The organism is Pseudomonas typographi (assembly GCF_014694385.1).
Taxonomy (GTDB): domain Bacteria; phylum Pseudomonadota; class Gammaproteobacteria; order Pseudomonadales; family Pseudomonadaceae; genus Aquipseudomonas; species Aquipseudomonas typographi.
This window is the reverse complement of record NZ_JAAOCA010000013.1, coordinates 100,675-117,036: the sequence shown is the minus strand read 5'-3', so window position 1 is coordinate 117,036 and position 16,362 is coordinate 100,675. Positions and strand designations below refer to the sequence as shown.

Genomic DNA, 16,362 nt, shown 5'->3' with positions numbered 1-16,362 from the left:
GCGGTTCAATGTTGTGAGAGGAATGCCCTGACACGTTCGGATTTGGAGTTATTGAAGACCTCTTCAGGGGTTCCGTCATCCTCGATCACCCCTTGATGCAGAAAAATGATCCGGCTTGAGACTTCACGAGCAAAACGCATTTCATGGGTCACCAGCAAGATGGTGTTGCCCTCTTCAGCGAGTTGGCGGATAACCCGCAGAACCTCGCCAACCAGTTCCGGGTCCAGTGCTGAAGTAGGTTCATCGAACAGCATGATCCCCGGCTGCATCGCCAGTACCCGCGCAATCGCTACCCGCTGCTGTTGTCCACCAGACAGTGCCAAGGGATAGTCGTCACGCTTGTTGGCCATGCCAACCCGAGTCAGGACCTGCATGGCCCTGTCGTCGGCGTCGGCCCGACGCAGTTTTTTCACCCAGATCAGCGCCTCGGTGACATTTTCCAGAACCGTGCGGTGTGGCCAGAGATTGAAGCTCTGAAACACCATGCCCAGTTGCAGGCGGAACGTATCCACCAGGCGCGGGTTGCTCAAACGCGCGGTCCCATCGCTAGCAGTATCGATATGCAGCCCTTGACCATTGACTTCAATGGCGCCCGACGTTGGCATTTCCAGCAGATTCAGACAGCGTAGAAATGTACTTTTACCTGAACCGGAGGAGCCGATCAGCGAGATCACTTCGCCCTGACGCACCTTCAGATCAATGCCCTTAAGAACGGCCACATCACCGAACTGCTTATGCAACGCATCGACTCGCAGAACAATGGGAGGACTGACATCAATGCTCATTACCATTGCCCTTTACTGAATTAAACCTTGTATGTGACCAACAATTTGGAACGCGACCATCATACTGTCAAATGCGGGATTTCTTGCCATGAATAACAAAATGTTATGTACGCCCTTAAAACGGGCAGACATTTCAATTCTGCGAATGAAGGTGCGTCGCGGTAATCTATGCCGCGATGGCGGTCGTGGTGTGCGCTCACGCAAGCGCATCGCTGCCCCTTTACCAAACGGATACGACGGTGAGGCTTGGCTTTGGAACTGGACAGAATCGACGCAAGATTGCTTAGTGAATTGCAGCGCTCCAACCGGGTCTCCAGTGAAGAGCTTGGCGAGCTGGTGGGCTTATCCAGCACCGGTATTCAACGCAGACTCAAGCGTCTGCGCGCACAAGGCATCATCGAAGCGGACATTGCAGTGGTATCGCCCAAGGCCATTGGCCGCGATGTGATGATGCTGGTGCTGGTTTCGCTGGAACGCGAGCGCGCGGACATCATCGACACGTTCAAACAGTCGATTCGCTCCACACCGGAAATCATGAGCGGCTATTACGTCACCGGAGATGCCGACTTCGTCCTGGTGGTGACCACACGCAACATGGAAGAGTACGAACAATTCACCCGGCAGTTCTTCTATAACAATCCCAACATCAAGGGCTTCAAGACGATGGTGGTGATGGACCGGGTAAAGGCAGGTTTCAGCATTCCGATACCGGGCGCCATCGAAGTCAAATAATAAGGCCAGGCCCGAAAACATCCTCTGAATCCATCTACACGCAGAAAAACTGCGAATATCTTCTAAGCACTCAGCATTACTGCGCCAATCGCTGTTGTTACGCAGCATTAGGTAACCAGCTGTTGCCTAAAATAAGTCCATTGCCCGCCCACTCGACGATGAGACTTAGACATGAAACACTTTGCCCTATCGGCGCTTGAGCGACTGCGCTGTCCCGAGCTTCTCGAAACCCGCGCCTTCATTGACGGACAGTGGATAGAGGGCGAATCACGCCTACCAGTGGTTGATCCGGCAACGGGCATGGTCATCGCCCAGGTCGCCCATTGCGACGTGAAGTGGATGGACAAAGCTGTCGATGCTGCGACTCAGGCTTTTGTTCTGTGGCGCGACCGGTTACCTGCAGAACGTGGTGCAATTCTTCGGCGGTGGGCGACACTGTGCCGCGAACATGCGGCTGACCTGGCGACTTTGATGACCGCCGAACAGGGCAAGCCGCTCAATGAATCCCTAGGCGAAATCGAATACGGCGCCGGCTTTCTCGGCTGGTTCGCCGCCGACGGCGAGCGCAGTTACGGTGAGTCGATCCCCAGTCACTTGCCGGGTAGCCAGCTCACTACAAAGATGCAGCCAATCGGCGTCACTGCAGCGATCACGCCGTGGAACTTCCCGATGGCGATGATTACGCGCAAGGCCGGCGCAGCACTCGCTGCCGGTTGCAGCATGATCATCAAGCCCGCGTCGGAGACGCCGCTATCGGCGCTGGCTCTGGCGAAACTGGCAGAGCAGGCGGGCGTGCCTGCGGGTGTGTTCCAGGTCATCACCGGGGATGCGCAAATCCTGTCAGCGCGGCTGATGCAGCGCCCTGAAGTCCGAGCATTCAGCTTTACCGGATCGACCCAAATCGGTCGCCAGCTCCTGGCGCAATCGGCGCAGACCCTGAAAAAGGTATCGCTGGAGCTGGGTGGACACGCGCCTTTCATCGTTTTCGACGATGCCTCGCTGGAGGGAGCAGTAGTCGGCTGCATCGGTGCCAAGTTCGCGACCTCCGGCCAGGATTGTCTTGCCGCCAACCGCATCTACATCCAGCGTGGTTTATACGCACCTTTTGTGCAGGCCTTCAGCGAGGCCACTGCCAGACTCAAGTTGGGTCATGGTCTTGAGGACGGCGTTGACATCGGCCCGATGACGCGACTGTCGGTGGCCAATAAGTGTCGCGACCAGATTGGCAACGCCCTCTCACTCGGCGCCCGCCTGACAGTTGGCGGTGAGGAATGCGGGCTGGGCGCCTCGTTCGTAACACCAACCGTGCTCGCCGACGTGACTGACGAGATGGATATCGCCATCGAGGAAACCTTCGGCCCGGTCGCCGCGTTGCTGCCTTTCGACAGCGAAGAAGAAGTCTTGCGCCGGGCCAACAGTACCGAATATGGGCTGGCCGCCTACGTTTACACCAACGACCTGCGCCGCGCCGCGCGGGTCTCGGACCGTCTGGAATTCGGCATGGTCGCCCTCAATACCGCCAGATTCACCGGCCCACCGATCCCGTTCGGTGGCTGGAAACAATCAGGCCTGGGCCGTGAAGGTTCGCGTCACGGCCTGGCTGAATACATGGAACTTAAATACGTCTGCGTCGGCAGCCTTTAATCCAGTGGAGAACTCTCATGGATAAGCAAACCCAGGATCACATTTCAGCGCTGGACCGTGCATCGGTACTGCATCCGTTCACCCAGCTCAAGGATTTCGCCAGCGGCAAGGCCGGCGATCCGACGATCATCGAAACCGCCAAAGGCATCCGCATTACTGATGCCACCGGCCGTGAATACATCGACGGCTTTGCCGGTTTGTATTGCATGAACGTGGGTTATGGCCGTACCGAAGTGGCGGATGCGATTTCTCGCCAGGCGCACAAACTGGCCTACTACCACTCCTACGCAGCGCATACCACCGAGGACCTGGCTCGCTTGTCCGACCGACTGGTACGCATGGCGCCGGGCAAAATGAGCAAGGTGTTCTATGGCATGTCCGGTTCGGATGCTAATGAGACCCAGGCAAAACTGGTCTGGTACTACAACAACCTGCGCGGCTTGCCGAAGAAGAAAAAAATTATCAGCCGTGAACGCGGTTATCACGGTTGCTCAGTCATCGCCGGCTCCATGACGGGCATGAGCTTTTACCACGATTACATGGATTTGCCAGTGTCCGGCATTCTGCAGGCTGGCGTGCCACACCATTACTGGGGCGCTCAACCTGGCGAAACCGAAGAGCAGTTCTCTGCCCGTCGCGCCGAAGAACTCGAAGCGCTGATCCTGCGCGAAGACCCGGACACCATCGGCGCGTTCATCGCAGAACCCGTGCTCGGCACGGGCGGCATCACCCCACCACCGGCGGGCTATTGGGCAGCGATTCAACCGATTCTGAGGAAGTATGACGTCCTGCTGATCGCTGACGAGGTCATCACGGGATTTGGCCGTACCGGCGCGATGTTCGGTTGTGACCTGTACGGCATAGAACCGGACCTGATCACCGTCGCCAAAGGCTTGACCTCGGCGTACGTGCCGCTATCTGCGGCGATCGTTGGTGAGAAAGTTTACAAGGTGCTAGAAGATGGCGCGGATCGCGTCGGCGCGTTCTCTCATGGCTACACCTACTCAGGCCATCCACTGGGCGTCGCGGCGGCAAACGCAGTGCTGGATATCGTCGAGCGCGAAGACATTCCGGGCAACGCACGGCGGGTGGGCAGCTATTTCCAGCAACGCCTGAAAGAAACCTTCGCCGGCCTGCCGATCGTTGGCGAAGTCCGGGGCGTCGGCCTGATGGCGGCCATCGAATTCGTCGCCGCCCCCGCAACCAAGACCCGATTCAATCCTCTACTGAAAGTAGGCGCTCGTGTATCGAAGGCGGCACGTGACTTGAATCTGATCGCACGCGCCATGCCCCACGGTGACATCTTGGGTTTCGCGCCGCCGCTAGTCACCACCACCGCAGAAATCGACGAGATCGTCGATCTGTCGCACAAAGCAGTGCTCAGCGTAATGCAAGAGCTAAAGGCATGAGGCTAGCCTGTTACGCGTGACAACTTTGGCGCCCTGACTGATATCCGCCTGCATGTATCAATCGCAGCGGGCAAATTGATTCGGGGCGATTCACCCTTCACGTCGGTGGCAGCATGCTGATCGGCATTGGAAATGAGCTCCCAGAGCACGCTCCCCAGAGCTGGAAGCCTGCACGCAGCAATGTCCCTCAATTGTCAGCTTTGTTCATCAGCGCATACGACGACTCGATGAGTGAGGAAAACCAGGATTTAGGTTGTAGCCGAGGGTGCGGATCCGGAGGGCCGAAGTAGAACGGCTTAATGTACTCTCGTTGAGCTTGGGGTTCATATCCGCCGCACGCTTCAAGGTGTTGCCGCAGATCGTGGCGGGGGCCTATCACACGCTCAAGGACATCGACGTGGTACTCAAGGAGATGTCTACCCCGGAGCAAAAGGAGGCGCTGTTATCCAACCGGCTGAACCTGGGCCTGATACGGCCCGACAAGCTGCACCCAGGTATCGAAACCGTTTGCGTGTTGCGCGACCCCTTCGCCCTCGCCTTGCCTTACGACCAGCCGCTGGCCCAGCGTGAACAGTTGACCGTGCAAGACCTGGATCGCCAGCCCTTCATCATGTATTCGCCGTCCGAGGGCCGCTACTCCTTCGAGCTGCTGTCCGGGCTGTTCCGCGCGGCGGGTGTCGAACCCAGTTATGTCCAGTACCTGTACCAGACACATACCATTCTGTCGTTGGTCAGCATCGGGATGGGCATCGCCCTGGTGCCCAGTACGGCCCAGCATCTGCCGTCCGAGCGGATCATCTTCAAGCCGATCGAACTGGGCGGCGCTCACGCAGAGCTGCACCTCGCTTGGCGCAAGGGGGACCCAGACCCTGTGACGCGAAACTTCCGCGCGTACATTCTCGGGCTGAGCCAGGGCGCGGGTTAACGCCGGCCTGCCCGCCCGTTGCTGTATGAGCCTCCCTGCCGAAATAACCCCCGGCCTCAGGGCTGCCGGGCCGCCAGGGAAGGAGGCGGCGACGAAGGCGATGCAGGCGCTTCAAATTGAGCATCGTCGCTGAGCTCGACCCGCTTGATGTCCGGGATGATGAACAGATAGGTCGCCAACCCAAGGATGCAGTGGGCAGCCACATACACCAGTGCCGCTTCATAACCGCCGGTAATACCTACGATGTAGCCGATGACAATGGGCGTGACGATGCTGCCAACGTTGCCCACGGTATTGAATACGGCACCGCTGAGCCCCGTGAGGCGCTTGGGTGATGCGTCGGCGATACAGGCCCAGCCGATGGCCGCGAAACCTTTGCCAAAAAACGCCAGCGCCATCAACGGCACCATCAGCCACAAGGACTCAACGTAGTTGCACAGCACCAGGCTGGCGGCCAGTACAAAGCCCACCAACGCCGGCAGCTTGCGGGCCCAGGTCAACGACATACCCCGTTTGAGCAGGCGGTCGGAGGTAATGCCCGAGAGCAAACCGCCGAGGAAGCCGCACACGGCCGGCAGTACCGAGATAAAGCCCACTTGGAGGATGTCCAGGTGGCGGGCCTGCACCAGGTACATCGGGAACCAGGTGATAAAGAAGTAGGACATGGAAATGATGCAGTACTGCCCCAGATAGATGCCCATCAACATGCGGTTGCGCACTAAATCCTTCAGATACTTCATCTTCGGCGAGCGGTCCGCCCTGCCCTGCTCGTCCATATGCACCAGGCCACCACCCTGCTCGATGTAATCGAACTCGGCTTGGTTGATGCGGGGGTGGTCTTTAGGGGTATGGATGGCCTTGACCCAGCCCATGGCCAGCACAAAACCAACGCCGCCCATGAACACGAACACGTACTTCCAGCCGAAGGCATGCACGATGTAGCCCATGATTGGCGAGAACAGCACCACGGCGAAATACTGCGCCGAAGCGAAGATCGACGTTGCCATGCCCCGCTCCGACGTCGGGAACCAGGAAGCGGCAAGGCGGCCGTTTGCCGGAAATGCCGGTGCCTCGACCAGGCCCAGCATCAGCCGCAGGAAGAACAGCATCATCACCGCGGTGGTGGCCTCGAAACCGCCGACAAACGCCTGCAAAAAGGTCATCGCCGACCACAACAGCAGGCTCATGCCGTAGATTTTTTTCGAGCCGTAACGATCGAGCAGCCAGCCACCGGGAATCTGCCCCAGCACGTAGGCCCAGCCGAACGCTGAAAACACGAAGCCCAGCGCGATGGGTTTGAGGTTCAGATCTGCCGACAGCGAAGCGCCGGCGATCGACAGTGCAGCGCGGTCGGCGTAATTGAGCGACGAGACCACGAACAACATAGCCAGCACGTAAAAGCGGACGTGCGTTCTCTTCTCTATTTGCATCTCCATGTTCACCTTTTATTTTTATTGAAGCGCGCCGGCACTCGCCCTGCCCGGGGGCGAGACGGTCGTAGGTGCGACGATCATGGACGCGAGGATTGTTCCCGTCTAATCCAAATAGGTATTTGATTGATACATGTGTTGGATCAGTGCTACCCAGCAGATCGCCGCCAAGCATTGGCAAAGTGTTCGAGGTCCTCACGCGAACATGGCCAAGGTCGCCGGCAGGCAACAGCGCATGATGGCCGCGTATCAAACGGGTAATTGAGCAAGCGCCTTAACTTACGCGCCGCTATGACCTGACTCGAATCGCGCCCGTAACCCCACGCGAAATTTAGGTGAAAAAAATGTCGAGGAATTGTTAACGGTTGTGTATGTTTCTCATTCGTATCAGTGATACCAATCGTAACTCTCCATTTACCTAGGACATACACCCCTGAACCGCCGCCTTCCCGCCAGCGCGAGCACGGCAAGGTCACGCCGTACACCGGCCTGGTATACGACCTGAACAAGCAGTGGAGCCTCTACACCAGTTGGACGCAGATCTTCAACCCGCAATACAGCACCCTCGGCCTCGACGGTAAACTGCTCGACCCACTTGAGGGCAAGAGCCTCGAAGCGGGTGTGAAGGGCAGCCTGTTGGACGACCGCCTGAACCTGACGGCCGCGGTGTTCAAGACCCAGCAACGCAACGTAGCGGCAGACTACATCCAGGTCGGCTCTCAGTACCTCTACAACACTGCGGACTACAAAAGCCATGGCGTAGAGTTGCAAGCCTCTGGCGAGGCACTGCCGGGCCTGGACCTGATGGCTGGCTACACCTACGTGCCCATCGACGATGACAACGGGGATAAGGCGCGCAAATATGTGCCGACCCATAGCCTGCGGGGCATGGCGACTTACCGCCTGCCGGGCTTGCCACAGGCCAGGGTAGGCACCCGTGTCAGCTGGCAAAGTGCGGTACAGAGCGATTCGTTAAGCTATGTTCGCCAGAACGCCTACGCGCTGGTGGACTTGATGGCCAGCTATGACATCGACCCACACTGGAGCACCTCGCTCAACCTGAACAATGTCACCGACCGCAAATACCTGTTGTCGCTGTATCAAAGTGCGACCAGCGCCAACTATGGCGCGCCACGCAACGTCACCGCGTCGGTCACCTGGAAGTACTGATCCCGCCTCGGTAGTCCATAACCCTACCCATCGCCATCAGGCCAAGCGGGGCCATTCAACGCGAGCAGGGGGCGATTTAGGGGGCATGGCCGCCCCCTCATCGAGGACGTTTACTTTTCGCACGGGCAGGCCTGACGATGCTGTACCCGTTCTTAAAATATGTGCACGTCATCGCGGCGATGTTCCTCTTTGGGTTGGGCATGGGGTTTTACCTCTACCTGATCGCCTATGGCCTGGTGAAGTTGACCAGGTTGCCGCTGTCAAGCGGTTGGCCGGCTCACATCGCGGGGCATTTTCACCCGCGTGGGTGCGCTGTGGTTGTCGGTATTGGTGCTGCAAAAGCACCTGCAGCGGCTAGCCGCGCGTGCCGTTGATACCGGCACGCTACTGGCGAGCCGGTATCAGGCGCTTTACCGCGCCTGGTCTTGGTTGGGCGTGGCTGGGCTCCTGGGCATGTTCGCCATCGTGCTGATGAGGGTCAGCAAGGTGACGATCCGGCAATGGTTGGGGGTGTAGCGAGATACATTGCGCCCACGTTAGGTATTTTTTCGTTGTTTGCGACGAAAACGTCCTGTTCACGACGCGACGGTGGCCTGCGCCTGGAATATTTAGATATGAGGTATATGAATATAGATATTCATATATCGTTTATCGATACAGGTGCCCCGTGGATATAGCCTCGACGCGTGTTGAATGCTTATGGCGCGATGATGCAGGCACTGCCCTCCTCGGCTCGCCACCTCGATTAGTGCCAGCCTTGCATCGCTCCGTGGTGCGGGCAACCGCGCTATGAGCCCGCCCTCTGTCGGTGTGCAAGGCGTGCCCGCCGCCAACCGGCCCGCACCGCGCCGCAGCCGCGGGCGGCTGTTCGACGTGCTGCTCAACCTGCCCGGCGGGCTGATCACCAGCACGCTGATCCTGTTCACCCTGGCCCTGCTGCTGTACTTGAGCCTGCGGGTCAATGACGGCCAATTGTTGGGCAGCGCCTTTACCTTCGCCAACCTCACCCAGGCCGTGGCCGATCCGCTCACGCGTACCGTGCTGTTGCGCTCGATCATGCTTTCGGCCATCGTCACCGTGGTGACCGTGGTACTGGCCTACCCGGTGGCTTATTTCCTCGCCTTCCATGCCGGCAAATACCGCCATGGGCTGCTGTTTATGATCAGCCTGCCGTTCTGGACCAGCTACCTGCTGCGGGTATTTGCCTGGAAGATCGTGCTGGCCTGGAACGGCGTGCTCAACTCGACGCTGATGGGGCTGGGCCTTACCGACGCGCCGCTGGCCGGGCTGCTCAACACCCCAACGGCGGTGGTCATCACCCTCGCCCACGCCTATGCCGCGTTTGCCGTGCTGCCGCTGTATATTTGCCTGCACGGGCTGGCGCGCAACCTGCTGGAAGCCGCGGCCGACCTGGGTGCCAAGCCACACCAGTGCTTTTTCAAGGTGATCCTGCCGTTGTCGATGCCGGGGGTAATGGCCGCCGCGCTGGTGGTGTTCGTACCCACCGTGGGCGATTACGTGACGCCAGCCTTGGTCGGCGGCCCGGCCAGTTCGATGATAGGCACCTTGATCCAAGCGCAGTTCGGCAAGGCCAATGATTGGACCGCCGGTGCCGCCCTAGCGGTGGTCAGCATGCTCGCCATCGCCGTGGTGGTACTGGCCACCCGCGCGCTGGTCAACCGGTGGGTGTTGCCGCGATGACGGCGCGGGTTAGCACGGTGCCGAAACAGCCGCGCAAGGGCCGCTGGCTTGCCCTCTACGTGCTGCTGTACCTGGTGTTTCTGTACCTGCCAACGCTGCTGATCCCGGTGTTCTCGTTCAATGATTCGATTGCCCCGGTATTCCCGCTCAAGGGTTTTACCCTGCAATGGTACGCCAGCCTGTTCGACAACCCGCGCCTGGCCGAGGCTGCGCTTAACAGCGTGATGGTGGCCGCGATCGCTGCAGCCATCGCCACCCTGGTCGGTAGCCTGATCGCCTATGCCGATGTGCGCCGTGGCAGCCCACTGGCCAACGCTATTTCGCTGCTGGCACGGCTGCCGATCCTGCTGCCCGGTGTGGTGCTGGGCATCGCCTTGCTGGTGGGCGTTAACCTGGTTGGCCCGGGGCCGTCGCTGGGTGCCATCGTGGTCGGCCATGTGTGCTTCTGCCTGCCCACCGCGGTGGTGGTGATGCGCAGTCGCTTCGCCGCGTTCCCGCGCAGCCTTGAAGAGGCCGCCATGGACCTGGGCGCTAACGAGTGGACCACGCTGCGGCGCATCGCCCTGCCGCTGGCGCTGCCCGGCTTGGTGTCCAGCTTCATGCTGGCCTTCATCACCTCATTCGACGAGTTCATCGTGGCGTTCTTCCTGGTGGGCACCGAACCAACGCTGCCTATTTATATCTGGAGCCAATTGCGCTTCCCCCGCCAACTGCCCAGCGTCATGGCACTCGGCAGCCTGATTTTGCTGGTCTCGGTGCTGCTGGCCGGGCTTGCCGAAATGATCCGCCGTCGCGGCCTCAAGCCGCCACCCAAATCCCAATGAAACCGCTTGGAGGTCACGTCACATGAAAATGCGCACAACCGCAACACGCTCGTGGGTCGTGGGGCTGGCGGCATTCGCCTTGAATGCCGCACTGCTGCAGGGCGCGCTGGCGGCCGACGATGGCAAACTGAGTTACTTCACCTGGTCGGGCTACGAACTGCCGGAGTTCCACCCCGCCTTCGAGGCAGCGCACCCCAAGGCGGTCGATATCACCGTATTCGGCGATGACGACGACGCCTTGTCCAAAGCCCGCGCCGGCTTCCACCCAGACCTCGCCCACCCCTGCTACGACAAGATCGAACGTTGGAAGCAGGCCGGGCTGATCCAACCCATGGATAAATCGCGCCTGAAAAACTGGGACCAAATATTCCCAGTGCTGCAGAAGCTGCCAGGTATCGTCGACGCCGACGGCAAGGTGTGGATGGTGCCTTGGGATTGGGGCAACACCTCGGTGCTGTACCGCACCGACCTGGTCAAGAACCCCGAGGCCAGTTGGAAAATGCTGTTCGACAAGCAGTACGCCGGCCGCATCGCCACCATCGACGCGGTCCACGACACGCCCTTGGTCGCGGCGCTGCTGGCCGGGGTAGATCCGTTCAGCAAAATGACCCCGGAACAACTCGACAAGGTGGGTGCCGTGTTGCGCCAACAGCGCCCGCTGGTGACCACCTATACCACGGACATGACCTCGGTGGAGCAGTCCCTGGCCAGCGGTGAATTGGTTGCCGCCATGACCTGGAACGCGTCGGCAACGGCGCTGAAAAAGCAGAACGTACCCGTGGCCTTCATGAAGCCCAAGGAAGGCATGCTCACCTGGGTGTGCGGCATGGTGATGCTCAAAGACGCCAAACACGTCGACCTGGCGTACGACTTCATCAACGCGCGCCTGGCTCCCGAATCTGGGGAAAAACTCATTACCGAGTATGGCTATGGCAGCGCCAGCCAGGCGGCGTTCGCCAAGGTGCCGGCGGCCAAGCTCGAAGAGCTGCAACTGCCCAACGACCCGGAAACCATGCTCAAGCAAACCGTATTGACCAAGCCGATCCCCAGCAACGATGAGCTGGCCAAGCTGTTCGAACGGGTCAAGGCCGGCGGCTAAGCAGCGCCCCGCACCCGACTGCCCTTTACCACAGCAAGGAGATTATGAGCATGGCCCAGCCCAGCGTGGTCAGCCTCAGGGGCGTGAGTAAGCGTTACAGCGACAAGGTGTTGAGCGTCGACAACATCGACCTGGACATCGCCCCCGGCGAATTCATCAGCTTGCTTGGGCCTTCCGGCTGCGGCAAAACCACCACCCTGCGGATGATCGCAGGCTTCGAGGCGCCCAGCGCTGGACGCATACTAATCGACGGCCAGGACCTCACCGACGCGCCGCCCTATGGCCGGCCGGTGAACACGGTGTTCCAGGACTATGCGCTGTTTCCGCACCTGAATGTCAGCGACAACGTCGGCTTCGGCCTAAGCCTGGGCCGTAGGGTTGCGGCCGCTGAAGCCCGCAAGCGGGTTACCGCCATGCTGGAATTGGTGGGCCTGGCGGACAAAGCACGGGCGCGGGTGTACGAGTTGTCCGGCGGCCAACAGCAACGTATCGCCATGGCCCGCGCGCTGGTGTGCCAGCCCCGCGTGCTGCTGCTCGACGAACCGCTGTCGGCACTGGATGCGCATCTGCGCCAGTACATGCAGGTAGAACTCAAACGCTTGCAATCGAGCCTCGGCACCACGTTCATCATGGTCACCCACGACCAAACCGAGGCGCTGTCGATTTCCGACCGCATCGCGGTCATGGACAAAGGCCACATCGAACAGGTGGCCAGCCCCGATGCGCTATACGATACCCCACACTCGGCGTTCGTCGCCGGCTTTATCGGTGCCAGCAATCTGTTGCCGGGCGAGGTGCTACAGGGCGGTAGCGGCAGCGTCACCGTGGCCGTCGGTGCCCTGCGATTCACGGCCCGCGCCCCAGTGCCGCTGCAACCCGGCGCTGCGGTTACCGTATCGCTGCGCCCCGAAGACCTGCGCCTGGGCCACGCCGCGCAGCAGGAAGGCTCGGCCACCACGCACGGGCGCATACTGCAGCGGTTGTTCCATGGCCGCGCCTTGCGCCTGCACATCAGCCTGCCGGGCATCGACAGCCTGGCCCTGGATGTATCCCGCGAGGCCGCCGGCCAGCATGCCTTGCAACCCGGTGACGAAATCCCCCTGAGCATCCTGCCCGGCGCCGCCTGCGCCTTTCCCGCGCCGGCCCCGGCGGCCTGAGCGGTAATCCAAGAGGAGCACATGTTATGCCAATTGAAGATCTGCAGCAGCGCAACGCCGAAGCCTGGCGCCAACGCGTGGCGGGCTTTGCCTACGGCGTTGATAACCTGATCGACGGCCAGCGCCGCCCGGCCTTGTCGGGCGCGACCTTCGAGGTGCTCAACCCGGCCAGCGGCCGGCCCCATACCCAGGCGCCGCGCAGCAGCGCCGAGGACGTCGACCTGGCGGTCCAGGCTGCGCGCCGGGCTTACCGTTCCGGTAGCTGGTCGCGCTTGGCGCCGCGCGAGCGCATGGCGGTGCTGTACCGCTTCGCCGACCTGGTTGAAGCCCGTACCGAAGCGCTGGCCATGCTCGACGTGCTCGATATGGGCAAGCCGATCAGCGATATGCTCACCGTCGACGTGCCCGGCACGGTACTGTCGTTCCGCTTTTTCGCCGAAACCATCGACAAGCTCGAAGGTGCAGTGACCAGCACCAGCCCCGACGCCTTGCACTACATTCTGCGCCAGCCGCTGGGCGTGGTGGGTTTGATCGTGCCCTGGAACTATCCGCTGTTGATGGCCGCCTGGAAGCTGGCACCGGCCCTGGCCATGGGCAACGCCGTGGTGCTCAAGCCCGCGGAGCAGTCACCCAGCAGTGCGGTGTTGCTGGCCGAACTGTTCCTTGAGGCAGGTGGGCCGCCGGGCATCTTCAATGTGGTTCAAGGCCTGGGCGCCGAAGCCGGTGCAGCCTTGGCGCTGCACATGGATGTCGACAAAATCGGCTTCACCGGCTCGGTGGAGGTCGGCAAGCAGATGTTCATCTACGCCGGCCAGTCGAACATGAAGCGCGTCACCACCGAATGTGGCGGCAAGAGCCCGCAGATCATCCTGGAGGACGTGGCTGATTTCGACCGCGCTGTGAGCTACGCCATCAACGGCATCTACGCCAACCAGGGCGAAGTGTGCAATGCCGGCTCACGAATATTAGTGCAGGCGTCTATCTACGAGCGATTTATCGAGCGTTTCAGCGCCATGGCCAACGGGCTCTACGTGCCGGGCGACCCCTTCGACCCCGCCACGCGCATGGGCTCGCTGGTGTCTTTCGAGCAGCAGAAGCGCGTGCTGGGCTATATCGACAAGGCCCGCGCCGAAGGTGGCCGCTTGGTGTTCGGCGGCGACGTGCCCGAGGCCTTGGCCCACGGTGCATACATCAACCCGGCGCTTTATGCCGACATTACACCAGCGATGACCCTGGCCCGCGAAGAAGTGTTCGGGCCGGTGGCGGCGGCGATCAAGGTGCAAGACCTGGACCATGCGTTGAGCATCGCCAACGATTCGATCTACGGGTTGGCAGCCTCGGTCTGGACCCGCGACGTCGATAATGCGCTGCGCTTTGCTCGCGACGTGGAAGCCGGCATCGTGTGGGTCAACTGCTTCGACCACGGTGACATGACCCAACCGTGGGGCGGTTTCAAACAATCGGGCAACGGCCGCGATCGCTGCCTGGAAGCCCTGACCCAGTATTCACAAACCAAATCGGTCTGGGTGCACCTGGGCGGTTGACCCTCAGGGGGCCGGTGATTGCCTTAGCCGCCGCCCCGTTTATAATCCGGCGCGCATTGCGCCCAACCCACTGCCTATGCCGAGGGACCATGACCCCGCCTGACAAATCGCCGCTGTTCGCCACCACCCTGGCGCGCGGCCTGGAGGTGATCAACGCCTTCCGCGCCGGCCGCCCCAGCATGAACCTGCCAGAGCTGGCGGCGGCCACCCACATGACCAAAAGCGCGGTACAGCGCTTCGCGTATACCTTGGAAACCTTGGGGTACTTGCGCAAAGACCCGCAAAGCAAACGCTACCAACTGACCCCGCGGGCGTTGGCACTGGGCTTTGGTTTTTTGCAAACAGACAGCCTGATCGATCGTGCCACGCCGTATTTGCATCAGTTGAACCAGCAATGCCACGAAAGCTGCAACCTGTCGGAGCCCGATGGCCATGACATGATCTTTGTGGCGCGGTTCGCCAGCCATAACCAGGTGATGATCCCCATGCCGTTGGGGTTGAGTTTGGCGATGTATTGCACGGCGTCGGGGCGTGCGTACCTGTCGCAGTTGGCGCCTGGCCAGGCGCTGGCGTTGCTGAAGGCCATGCCACGGCCGGCGCACACGGCCAATACGCTGACCGACCTGGGGGCGCTGGCGGCGGCGGTTGAGGTGGCGGGCAAGGACGGTTATGCGCTGACCGATAGCGAGTATTTTGCCGGGGATATCAGCCTGGGGGCGGCCATAGTGGATGCGTCGGGGATGCCGTTGGGCGCGATCAATATCTCCGTGCCGGCCAGCCGCTGGCGCGTCGAAGATGCTCGAAAGGCGTTGGCGCCGCCGTTGATGGAGACGGCGCGGGCGATTTCCAGTGCGGGCTTGAGCCAACGGGCTGGGGGGTTCAGGTGAACGCCCGGAACGCTCACATCGACTGGGTTCAGAGAGTGATTGAATCGCTTCCAATTTGAGCGATGGCAAATTCACGGACATGGCTGATGAACGACTGCAATAGCAAAGGTGCGGGCCGATGAGGCGGCATCAGCAACGCATAGTCGGTAGTGAAAGACTGTTCAAGGGGCTTGAATACCACCCCACGCCCCCGGTAACCCCAAGCGGTGACCGCATCGACGATGGATACCCCAGCGCCCGCCTCGACGAACGAGCACAACGCATGGGACACCTGGCATTCGATCCGAACGTTGAGTTCCACGCCATGGGCTGCGAACAGCGCATCCACGGTCAGGCGATTGCCGGCGCTTCGCGGGTGCGCAATAAACGGCTCGCCTGCCATGTCGCTTGGGCGGATCGAATCCAGTGCGCAGAGCCGATGGCCTACGGGCACGGCGCACACGTTCCAGGCTGAGAGCAACCGCTGGCCACTTGGGCTGGAGCGGCTCATGGAGAGCGTGACCAGCCCCACGTCACAGCGTTGGCCGATCACCATATCAAGAATGGTGCGCGACGAATGCTGGGTGAGTGAGATCTGGGCTTGCGGCCGCGCCTTCAGATACGCCGTAATGGCGTGGGGCAGAAACGACGAAGCCAATGCCGGTGCCGCCGCTATCTGCAGTACCCCACGGCGTAGGTCTCTGATTTCCTCCGCCGCGCGGGCGATACGGTCGACGCCAATCAGCGAGCGTTGTACCTCTTTGAACAGCGCCTCTGCCTCGGCAGTGGGATAGAGGCGGCCCTTGACCCTATCAAAAAGCTTGAAGCCCAGAGAGCTCTCCAGGTCCGCCAACAGCCTGGTGGCCGCCGGCTGGGAGATATGCAAGTACTCGCTGGCCAGCGTCACGGTCTGATGAAGCATGACGGCGCGAAACGCCTCCAACTGGCGGATTTTCATCTCGCCCTCCTATAGCAAAATGTTATGGGCTTGCCAAAACAAAGCATTTTTCCTCGCTGCGAGCAGCCCCTATTATCAACTTAACCCCGGAGGATACCGGGGCGATTTAAAACAAGAC

At 60.7% G+C, this 16,362-nt stretch carries 14 protein-coding genes and 1 pseudogene; 12 read left to right on the top strand and 3 right to left on the bottom strand.

The genetic code is table 11. The features are described 5' to 3' along the window. Positions 1–5 precede the first annotated feature (5 nt). Positions 6–785: an ABC transporter ATP-binding protein gene (locus HAQ05_RS12125; protein WP_190420830.1), complete on the bottom strand. Its 780-nt coding sequence runs from the start codon at positions 783–785 to the stop codon at positions 6–8. Between the two features lie 246 nt (positions 786–1,031). Between HAQ05_RS12125 and HAQ05_RS12120 the strand changes: the two genes are divergently transcribed. The 4 genes from HAQ05_RS12120 (at position 1,032) to HAQ05_RS12105 (ending at position 5,495) form a co-directional block, all read left to right on the top strand. Then, entirely contained in the window at positions 1,032–1,517 is a 486-nt protein-coding gene (locus tag HAQ05_RS12120) for an Lrp/AsnC family transcriptional regulator (RefSeq protein WP_238935139.1), read from the top strand. A gap of 171 nt (positions 1,518–1,688) precedes the next feature. Continuing rightward, positions 1,689–3,161 carry an NAD-dependent succinate-semialdehyde dehydrogenase gene (locus tag HAQ05_RS12115; protein ID WP_190420828.1) on the top strand — a complete coding sequence of 491 codons (1,473 nt, stop codon included), beginning with the start codon at positions 1,689–1,691 and terminating at the stop codon, positions 3,159–3,161. Positions 3,162–3,178: 17 nt separating this feature from the next. Next, positions 3,179–4,570 carry an aspartate aminotransferase family protein gene (locus HAQ05_RS12110; protein ID WP_190420826.1) on the top strand — a complete coding sequence of 464 codons (1,392 nt, stop codon included), beginning with the start codon at positions 3,179–3,181 and terminating at the stop codon, positions 4,568–4,570. Between the two features lie 310 nt (positions 4,571–4,880). Then, entirely contained in the window at positions 4,881–5,495 is a 615-nt protein-coding gene (locus tag HAQ05_RS12105) for a LysR substrate-binding domain-containing protein (protein WP_190420824.1), read from the top strand. 56 nt (positions 5,496–5,551) lie between these two features. Here the strand turns inward: HAQ05_RS12105 and HAQ05_RS12100 are convergent, their stop codons facing one another. Then, positions 5,552–6,925: an MFS transporter gene (locus HAQ05_RS12100; protein WP_190420822.1), complete on the bottom strand. Its 1,374-nt coding sequence runs from the start codon at positions 6,923–6,925 to the stop codon at positions 5,552–5,554. Between the two features lie 456 nt (positions 6,926–7,381). Here HAQ05_RS12100 and HAQ05_RS12095 point away from each other — a divergent pair. The 8 genes and pseudogenes from HAQ05_RS12095 to HAQ05_RS12060 form a co-directional block, all read left to right on the top strand. Further along, positions 7,382–8,095 (top strand): annotated as a pseudogene (locus tag HAQ05_RS12095) (TonB-dependent siderophore receptor); the annotation flags it as partial. 303 nt (positions 8,096–8,398) lie between these two features. Further along, on the top strand, positions 8,399–8,611 hold the full coding sequence (locus HAQ05_RS29480) for a DUF2269 family protein (protein WP_420825771.1): 213 nt from the start codon (positions 8,399–8,401) through the stop codon (positions 8,609–8,611). A gap of 273 nt (positions 8,612–8,884) precedes the next feature. After that, entirely contained in the window at positions 8,885–9,796 is a 912-nt protein-coding gene (locus HAQ05_RS12085) for an ABC transporter permease (RefSeq protein ID WP_190420820.1), read from the top strand. Further along, positions 9,793–10,620 carry an ABC transporter permease gene (locus tag HAQ05_RS12080; RefSeq protein WP_190420818.1) on the top strand — a complete coding sequence of 276 codons (828 nt, stop codon included), beginning with the start codon at positions 9,793–9,795 and terminating at the stop codon, positions 10,618–10,620. The genes HAQ05_RS12085 and HAQ05_RS12080 overlap by 4 nt, the downstream gene beginning before the upstream one ends. 22 nt (positions 10,621–10,642) lie before the next feature. Beyond that, positions 10,643–11,719, top strand: coding sequence for an ABC transporter substrate-binding protein (locus tag HAQ05_RS12075; RefSeq protein WP_202988064.1), 1,077 nt, complete (start codon positions 10,643–10,645; stop codon positions 11,717–11,719). A gap of 50 nt (positions 11,720–11,769) precedes the next feature. Then, positions 11,770–12,876 (top strand): ABC transporter ATP-binding protein, encoded by a 1,107-nt coding sequence (locus tag HAQ05_RS12070; RefSeq protein WP_190420816.1) that lies wholly within the window; start codon positions 11,770–11,772, stop codon positions 12,874–12,876. 26 nt (positions 12,877–12,902) lie between these two features. After that, positions 12,903–14,420 carry an aldehyde dehydrogenase family protein gene (locus tag HAQ05_RS12065; RefSeq protein WP_190420814.1) on the top strand — a complete coding sequence of 506 codons (1,518 nt, stop codon included), beginning with the start codon at positions 12,903–12,905 and terminating at the stop codon, positions 14,418–14,420. An 89-nt stretch (positions 14,421–14,509) separates the two neighbouring features. Continuing rightward, positions 14,510–15,307, top strand: a complete 798-nt coding sequence (locus HAQ05_RS12060; protein WP_190420812.1) for an IclR family transcriptional regulator — start codon at positions 14,510–14,512, stop codon at positions 15,305–15,307. A gap of 28 nt (positions 15,308–15,335) precedes the next feature. On the opposite strand, the gene HAQ05_RS12055 is transcribed toward HAQ05_RS12060, so the two are convergent. Next, the gene (locus HAQ05_RS12055) at positions 15,336–16,244 is read right to left on the bottom strand and encodes a LysR substrate-binding domain-containing protein (protein ID WP_190420810.1); all 909 of its coding nucleotides are present in this window, start codon (positions 16,242–16,244) and stop codon (positions 15,336–15,338) included. Positions 16,245–16,362: the final 118 nt, after the last annotated feature.

Coding starts and splice junctions, on each gene's coding strand:
- HAQ05_RS12125 (WP_190420830.1), bottom strand. CDS start 785: ATGAGCATTGATGTCAGTCCTCCCATTGTTCTGCGAGTCGATGCGTTG.
- HAQ05_RS12115 (WP_190420828.1), top strand. CDS start 1,689: ATGAAACACTTTGCCCTATCGGCGCTTGAGCGACTGCGCTGTCCCGAG.
- HAQ05_RS12110 (WP_190420826.1), top strand. CDS start 3,179: ATGGATAAGCAAACCCAGGATCACATTTCAGCGCTGGACCGTGCATCG.
- HAQ05_RS12100 (WP_190420822.1), bottom strand. CDS start 6,925: ATGCAAATAGAGAAGAGAACGCACGTCCGCTTTTACGTGCTGGCTATG.
- HAQ05_RS12085 (WP_190420820.1), top strand. CDS start 8,885: ATGAGCCCGCCCTCTGTCGGTGTGCAAGGCGTGCCCGCCGCCAACCGG.
- HAQ05_RS12080 (WP_190420818.1), top strand. CDS start 9,793: ATGACGGCGCGGGTTAGCACGGTGCCGAAACAGCCGCGCAAGGGCCGC.
- HAQ05_RS12075 (WP_202988064.1), top strand. CDS start 10,643: ATGAAAATGCGCACAACCGCAACACGCTCGTGGGTCGTGGGGCTGGCG.
- HAQ05_RS12070 (WP_190420816.1), top strand. CDS start 11,770: ATGGCCCAGCCCAGCGTGGTCAGCCTCAGGGGCGTGAGTAAGCGTTAC.
- HAQ05_RS12065 (WP_190420814.1), top strand. CDS start 12,903: ATGCCAATTGAAGATCTGCAGCAGCGCAACGCCGAAGCCTGGCGCCAA.
- HAQ05_RS12060 (WP_190420812.1), top strand. CDS start 14,510: ATGACCCCGCCTGACAAATCGCCGCTGTTCGCCACCACCCTGGCGCGC.
- HAQ05_RS12055 (WP_190420810.1), bottom strand. CDS start 16,244: ATGAAAATCCGCCAGTTGGAGGCGTTTCGCGCCGTCATGCTTCATCAG.